We start from the raw sequence: 7,393 nt of genomic DNA on the forward strand, positions 1-7,393 counted from the left end.
GCAAATTTATGTGATTTATGAGAGAAATTTAAAGTGGAAAACAGTCAAAATAATCAACCGACTTATCTTGATCCGATAATAATGCAAACGCCAAATCCGTATGGAGAAATCCCGAATTTAGTAAGTAATTTTAACGTAGAAGCTAAATTTATAGATTTTAATATCGTAACTTTTTTTACCGAGTATAAATTGCTAGGAGATAGCGAGATAAAGTCCGTTGAAGAGGATAAGCTTAGTATCTTTGACGATGATAAATTTTACGTAAATCAGGTTGAAAGTATCAAACAAACTTATAAGGTGGAGTTTTTTGACATTAGAAAAAACAAGCCAAAACCGCTTCCAAATATCGCTTTAAACGTAAATAAAAATTTGACTAAGATAGTAGCTACCGTTTCAAGAAGCAACGATGTGGTGTATTTTAAAGATTTTGAAGCCAAGATGCGCGAATTTATATACAAAAAGCTCATCAAGGTAGGAATTTTAATCGGTATCAGAAATAAAGCCATGCAAGCCGAGCTTAGTAAAATCTCATCCATGCTTCGTATAAACGAGATCATAGACAAAGACTACACGTTTGTAGTAACTTCGGGCATCGATCCTATAGAGGCTATTGATGACGGGCTCATTTATCACTATAAAAACAAGGTTCAAGGAGCCGATAATCAAGGCAAGATAAACTACGCTAACAGAGGATATTTGCTAGGAGTTGCAGAAAACGAGCTTGTAGCCGAATACGTAAAATCAGCCGTTGGCGAATCGGGTCGTGATGTAAGAGGAAATCTTTTATCCGTGGCCGAGCCTAGAACAAGCGTTTCAAAAATGCTTGAACATAGCGAAAATATAGAAGCTGTAGAGGATGAAAAGGGTATTAAGTACTACTCCAAAAAAGCAGGCTACGTATGCGAAGAAAAAGGTGTTTTTGATATCAAAGAGCAACTTGACGTAAATGAAATTTCGTTTAAAACCACAGGCTCAATAGATACGGGGCTTGATAATAACGTAACTTTAAACGTGAAAGAAAGCGACGTTACAAAAGATGCCATAGGTGCAGGAATGAACGTTGAGGCAAACGAGATAAACGTCCAAGGTAACGTAGCTCAAAACGCAACTGTAAAAGCAAATAAAATAACCATAGGCGGACAAACCCACGCCAAATCGTATATAGAAGCAAAAGAGGCTAAAATAGCCGTGCATATAGGAAGCTTTGACGGAGATCATGTCGAGATAGACCGCTTGGAAAACGGCAAGGTTAAGGCAAAAACGGCGGTAATAAAATCAATGCTTGGAGGCGAAGTTATCGCCGAGCGACTAGAGGTTGGCGTCTTAGCGTCAAATTCGACTATCATAGTTGCAGATATGCTTGAGATAAAGCAGCTTCGCGGAGTAAATAATAAAATTTTAGTTGATTTTAGCATGGTAAAAAATAGCGGCGACAAGATAAATGAATACATGGCTCAAATAAAAGAGATAAAAGAGCAGATAGCAAAGACTCCAAAGCAGCTTGAGTCCAAAAAATGCGTCATCGAAGAAAATAGAGGACCGATGAATATCATCAAAGAAAAGATGCAGGAATTTAGAGCGAGTCAAAAAACACCGCCCGTAACATTCATAAAAAAGCTTAAAGAGTACCAGCAGCTTGTGCACGAATACAACACTATCTTGAAAGATTTTCAAGAAAAAAGAGCGCGTATAGCTGAGCTAAAAGAGGAGATAAAGGATATCCAAGACGGAATTTTTAGCTCAAAAGTTATAAATCACAGCAACTGGCGAGAGTTCAACGAGATAAAATTTAAGCTCGTCGATCCTCCTAAAGAGATAGTTTATAACACGAGAGAAAACGAGATCGCAAGGGTTTTGATGATCAAAAAGATCGAGAACGAAGACGGCGAAGTTGATTATGCGATCAAAAAAAGCAACAACGTAAGAAAAGTTTAGAGGGCTAAATTGTTCAAGGTGTCAAACGACAAATTTTATAGCTATGATCTGCAAAAAGGCATCTTGGTTATAAATTTAAAAAACGAGTGGAATTTCAAGCTAAAAAGAGCTGTTTTAAACTCCATTTCATCGCTTATATCCTCGCGAAAATACAAAAAAATAGTGCTTGATTTCAAAGAGGTAAAAGAGCTTGATTATGCGGTTGCGATATTTTTAAGAAACTGCCTTACAAAAAGTCAAAAACAATACGAATTTATAAATTTAAACGAAAGTCAGCAGAGAATTTTTAACTCCATAAATAAAGAGATAAGCCCTGATATAAAAGCGATTTTGCAAACTAAAGAAGATGAAAACATATTTGCCGTTATAGGCGAAAAGATAGCTAAATTTTACTCTGATTCTGTGATGTTCTTAGCCTTTTTAGGAGAGCTTTTGATAAAGCTTTTAAGATCGATATTTGTGCCAAAAAGCATTAGGATCAAAGAAATTTTTACGTATTTTCAAGATGCGGGCATAAATTCCGTTTTTATAGTTTGCCTCACCTCTTTTCTAGTCGGTATCGTACTTGCTTATCAAGGCTCAAATTTGCTAGAAAAATTCGGAGCAAGTATAATCATAGTCGAGATGATGGGTATGCTCACGCTTAGAGAGGTAGCTCCGCTAATAGCCGCTATCGTCGTTGCAGGAAGGCTTGCTTCAAGCTTTACCGCGCAAATTGGCGTTATGAAGATAACCGAAGAGGTTGATGCTATGAAGACGATGGGGTTTGATCCGTTTAAATTTCTAGTGCTTCCTAGGGTTGTAGCCCTTATAATCGCTATGCCTTTGGTTGTGTTTTTAGCCGATACGGCAGGGATTTTTGGCGAAATGGTCGTGCTAAATTCCTATCTTGATATAAGTTTTGGCGATTATCTAAGTCGTTTTCGTCAAGAAGTTGAGCTTAGACATCTTTATGTGGGGCTTATCAAGGCACCGTTTTTTGGAGCGGCTATCGCTTTTATAGGCTGCATGAGAGGATTTCAGATAAGCGGTAGCACACAAAGTGTGGGAATTTATACTACTATAAGCGTTGTAAATGCTATATTTGGCGTAATTATGCTTGATGCGCTATTTTCAATCATCTTCACACAAGTTGGCATATGAGTATCATAAAAGCGACTCAAATAACCACGAAATTTGGCAACAAAGTTATACATGACGGAGTAAATTTTCATGTAAACGAGGCTGAAATTTACGGACTTCTAGGCGGAAGCGGAACTGGTAAATCAACCCTGATGAAAACAATGATATATCTAAAAGAGCCAAGCGGCGGGCATATAAAGATGTTTGGAGAGGATTTATGGGCTGCAAATGAGGATAAAAGGCAAGAGATAAGGCTAAAATGCGGAGTTATGTTTCAATTTGGAGCGCTTTATACGTCGATGAACGTGCTTGAAAATATCTACATACTGCTAAAAGAGTATAGCAGCATGAGCGAAAAATCGATGAAAGAGATAGCGATGTTTTGGCTTGAAAAGGTAGGTCTAAATCCAAGTGCGGCGCTTCAGTATCCAAGTGAGCTAAGCGGCGGTATGAAAAAGCGTGTCGCTATGGCAAGATCACTTGTGCTAAGTCCAAAAATTCTCTTTTTAGACGAGCCAAACAGCGGGCTTGATCCAATTAGTGCCAGAGCGCTTGACGAGCTGGTTGTAGAACTAAGAGATACGCTTGGACTCACCGTAGTAATGGTAACTCACGACATAGACAGCATATGCGATATACTTGATAGATTTTTGATACTTGAAGATAAAAAAGTGCTTTTTGAAGGAAATTTGACCGAGCTTGACGGACTTAAAAACAACCCTCTTGAAGAGCTGTTTAAGACAAGGAAACGATAATGGGAAATAGGGTAAATTATACGCTAGTGGGGCTATTTTTCGTAGCTGTAGTAACGGCCATAGGCGGATTTATGTGGTGGATGGGAAGCTATGGGGAGTCAAAAGACGCTTATAGGTCTTATTATATCCTTACGACCGATCTTCCAAACGGGATCAAAAAAGACTCGCAAGTAAAATTTATAGGCGTTGATGCGGGAATAGTAAAAAATATCAAATTTGCAGATCCTAAAGAGGCGATGATAGAGGTTGAGTTGCTAGTACGAAAGGAACTGCCGATAAAAAAGGACAGCACCGCCATAGCGGAGAGTCAAGGGATTACGGGCATAAGCTACTTAAATATCCAAAGAGGCTCGCATCAAAGCGAAATTTTTAGCGAAAATGAAAAGGCCTATATCAAGCTTGAGGCAAGCCTGCTTGAAAAAATAGGCGGAAAAGCAAATGATTTAACTCAGCGTATTGAAGATACTCTTTCAAAAGTAAATAGAATTCTAAACGAAGAAAATATCGGTAAAGTAAGCTCTATCCTAAATTCGATCGATAGTATCACAAAAGAGATTGACGAGCAAAATATCGATATAAACGAAACTATAAAGCTTGCGAATGAAGCTATTTTAGACTTTAAGCGTCTTATAAAGGCTTCTAGCAAGACGGTTGAAGCGATAAATTTCATCCCCGATAAGATAGGTAGCGGGGTGGGGGAATTTAAAAATCTTCAAGTACTCATACAAGATAAGATAAAAAGCGGCGAATTTGATTTTAAAACAACCTTAAATTCACTCTCAAGCGAGGTTAGCGAAACGATGATAGAGTTTCAAAAAGCATTAAAAGAATTTAGACAAACCCTTTTTAGACTAGAAGACAGACCTTATGAATTTTTCTTCAAGGACCCAAAAGAAGATAAGGATAAAAGATGAGAAATTTTATATCTATACTGACACTTGCTTTTATGATAAGCGGCTGCTCCGTCATAGCAAAAAGCGCGCCCGAGATAAGATATTTCACCCTTGCAAAAGGGGATTTTAAAATTTGTAAAGAGCAGACGGATAAAAAGCAAATTTATATCGCTACGGTAAAGTCCCAAGCCGCATCTGAAAGTAGAGATATCCTCGTAAGCAGCAATGACGGAGCAATTTATCCTCTTAAAAGCGGCAAATGGATAAGTCTTCCAAGCGAGATGATTTATGAGAGAATTCTCAACACTATGCACGCCGGTTGCCTTTTGCAACCTAGTTTTGATAAGACGAATTTAAATTTGCAAATTACTCTAATAAGCCTTGAAGCCGGCATCAAAAATACTAAAATAACGCTTGCTTTTTCGCTTGTAAAAAATGGTCAAATTTTAAAAAGCGAGATAATTTCTGCAAGCAAGCCGATTAATTCAAATTTAGACAAAGATGTAGTAAACGGGCTAAATTTGGCTCTTGATGAGGCTGTAGATGAAATTTTAAAAAGGATTAAGGAAGTAAAATGATAAAAGCAATCGAAGGAATAATAACCAAAAAAGAGCCCGCGTACCTTCTGCTTAAAACCTCAAGCGGCGTTACATACGGTATAGTTATATCGCTTTTTTGCTCGGCAAAGCTTGAAAAAGGCGAAAAAGTAGAACTTAGCATAACTCAAATAATCAGAGAAGATGCGAATTTGCTTTACGGATTTTTAGATGTAAGCGAGCAAAGGATGTTTGAGATGCTTATCAAACTAAACGGCATAGGCGCAAGCACGGCTATGGCGGTGTGCTCGAGTTTAAATCCAAACGCTTTTACAAACGCTATCTTAAACGGCGACGCGGGCGCCCTTAAATCGGTTCCCGGTATAGGCGTAAAAACCGCAAGGCGTATCATAGCCGAGTTAAGCGATGCTAAACTCGTAAGCGATGATGCTATGCCAAGTCATCATCATGAGGCGATTTTAGCACTTGAGAGTCTTGGGTTTAAGCGAGATAAGATATCTAAGGTGCTCTCAACTTGCACGGCAACAAACGTAAGCGAGCTTATCAAAGAAGCTCTTAAAAAACTAGGATAAAGGATAGGTATGAAATTTGGAATTTTATTTGGAGCCAAAAGCTACGAACACGAGATCAGCATAGTAAGCGCAATAGCTTTAAAAAACGTGCTTAAAAGCGAACTTGTATTTGTATTTTGCGATAAATTTAGAGAATTTTATCTAATCGAAGCAAAAGATATGAAAGCAAATTTCTTTAGCTCGGGAAACTATAAAAAAAACAAAAAGTTGCTTCTTAAAAACGGCGGATTTTTTATAGGCGGGATGTTTGGCGAGAAAAAAATAGATGCCGATGTCTATATAAATTTAATCCACGGAATGGACGGCGAAGACGGCAAAATAGCCGCTTTGCTAGATTTTTTCGGTATCAGATATATCGGTCCTCGTCTTGAAGCAAGCGCAATGAGCTACAACAAAGAATTAACCAAGCTTCTAGCAGCAAAAGCGGGTGTAAAATCGCTAAAATACGACGTATTAAGAAGAGAGGATATGATAAATTTATCGCTTCCTACGATCTTAAAGCCTTGTAGGCTGGGCAGCTCCATCGGAGTAAGCGTGGTAAAAGATGAGAGCGAGCTTGAATACGCTTTAGACGTGGCATTTGAATTTGATAGTGAAATTTTAGCCGAACCCTTTATAGAAGGCGTAAAGGAGTATAACCTAGCAGGGTGCAAGATAGACGGCAAGATAAAATTCTCAATCATCGAAGAGCCAAAAAAGAAAGAATTCCTTGACTATGAGCAAAAGTATATGAGCTTTTCAAGCGAAAGTAGGGCAAAAGAGGCTGATATAAGCGAGGAGTTAAAAGCCAAACTCAAAGGTAGTTTTGAAAAAATTTATAACTGCGGGTTTGACGGCGCGCTTATAAGGTGTGATTTTTTTGTGATAGATAATGAAGTCTATCTAAACGAGATCAATCCAAACCCAGGAAGCCTTGCAAACTATCTGTTTGACGACTTTGAAGCAACGATAAATGCACTGGCTAAAAACCTTCCTAGAGAGCGGGAAATAAGGATAGATTATCAGTTTATCAACTCAATCACCTCCGCAAAAGGCAAACTATAAAACACAAATAAAATATCATCAGGCTGTTAAATCGCTAAATTTAGTAGCCTGATTTAGCCGATTTTAAAGGCTTATGTGTTATATTTTATGTAAAATTTTACATAAAAGAGCAAAAATGACTACATTTAGCAAAGATGAAATTTATACCGCAACCGAAGTCGTTAGAAATTTTAGCGCTGTACTTACTAAAGTAGGCTCGGCTCAGATAAAGAGAGCCGTTATCGTAAAAAATAATAAATTTGAAGCGGTCTTACTTAATATGGCGGAATATGAGCGATTATGCGAGGCCGTGGAGGTTTTACAAGCTATTTACTCATCAAGAAAAAAGGGTGAAAATGGCGAGTAAGGATATCAAATTCGGCGGTAAAATTTATACCATAAGCTATGAAATTTTAAATTTATCATCTGGACCCGCTATAGTATTTTTACACGGCTGGGGAGCGAATAAGGAGATAATGAAAAAGGCTTTCGGTAAATTTCTAAACGATTTTAAACACGTTTATATCGATATGCCG

The 7,393-nt window shown here is 37.9% G+C and carries 9 protein-coding genes; all 9 read left to right on the plus strand.

Translation table 11 applies throughout. The features are described from left to right. Positions 1-33 precede the first annotated feature (33 nt). A complete protein-coding gene (locus tag CDOM16188_RS04925; RefSeq protein WP_172199730.1) occupies positions 34-1,935 on the plus strand; it encodes a flagellar assembly protein A in 1,902 nt (633 codons plus the stop codon). An 18-nt stretch (positions 1,936-1,953) separates the two neighbouring features. After that, positions 1,954-3,078, plus strand: a complete 1,125-nt coding sequence (locus CDOM16188_RS04930; RefSeq protein ID WP_367649336.1) for an MlaE family ABC transporter permease — start codon at positions 1,954-1,956, stop codon at positions 3,076-3,078. After that, positions 3,075-3,812, plus strand: coding sequence for an ABC transporter ATP-binding protein (locus CDOM16188_RS04935; protein ID WP_172199736.1), 738 nt, complete (start codon positions 3,075-3,077; stop codon positions 3,810-3,812). Before CDOM16188_RS04930 ends, CDOM16188_RS04935 begins: the two co-directional genes overlap by 4 nt. Further along, entirely contained in the window at positions 3,812-4,726 is a 915-nt protein-coding gene (locus CDOM16188_RS04940) for an MlaD family protein (RefSeq protein ID WP_172199739.1), read from the plus strand. Before CDOM16188_RS04935 ends, CDOM16188_RS04940 begins: the two co-directional genes overlap by 1 nt. Further along, complete coding sequence (locus CDOM16188_RS04945) at positions 4,723-5,283, plus strand: ABC-type transport auxiliary lipoprotein family protein (RefSeq protein ID WP_172199742.1); 561 nt, start codon at positions 4,723-4,725, stop codon at positions 5,281-5,283. The genes CDOM16188_RS04940 and CDOM16188_RS04945 overlap by 4 nt, the downstream gene beginning before the upstream one ends. Then, on the plus strand, positions 5,280-5,834 hold the full coding sequence (ruvA, locus tag CDOM16188_RS04950) for a Holliday junction branch migration protein RuvA (protein ID WP_172199745.1): 555 nt from the start codon (positions 5,280-5,282) through the stop codon (positions 5,832-5,834). The genes CDOM16188_RS04945 and ruvA overlap by 4 nt, the downstream gene beginning before the upstream one ends. A gap of 9 nt (positions 5,835-5,843) precedes the next feature. After that, on the plus strand, positions 5,844-6,878 hold the full coding sequence (locus tag CDOM16188_RS04955) for a D-alanine--D-alanine ligase (protein WP_172199748.1): 1,035 nt from the start codon (positions 5,844-5,846) through the stop codon (positions 6,876-6,878). A gap of 115 nt (positions 6,879-6,993) precedes the next feature. Beyond that, complete coding sequence (locus CDOM16188_RS04960; RefSeq protein WP_169940864.1) at positions 6,994-7,224, plus strand: type II toxin-antitoxin system Phd/YefM family antitoxin; 231 nt, start codon at positions 6,994-6,996, stop codon at positions 7,222-7,224. After that, a partial coding sequence (locus CDOM16188_RS04965; protein ID WP_367649337.1) for an alpha/beta fold hydrolase occupies positions 7,214-7,393 on the plus strand: 180 nt, incomplete at its 3' end. The genes CDOM16188_RS04960 and CDOM16188_RS04965, both read left to right, overlap by 11 nt.

It is taken from the genome of Campylobacter sp. RM16188 (assembly GCF_012978795.1).
Classification (GTDB): Bacteria; Campylobacterota; Campylobacteria; order Campylobacterales; family Campylobacteraceae; genus Campylobacter_A; species Campylobacter_A canis.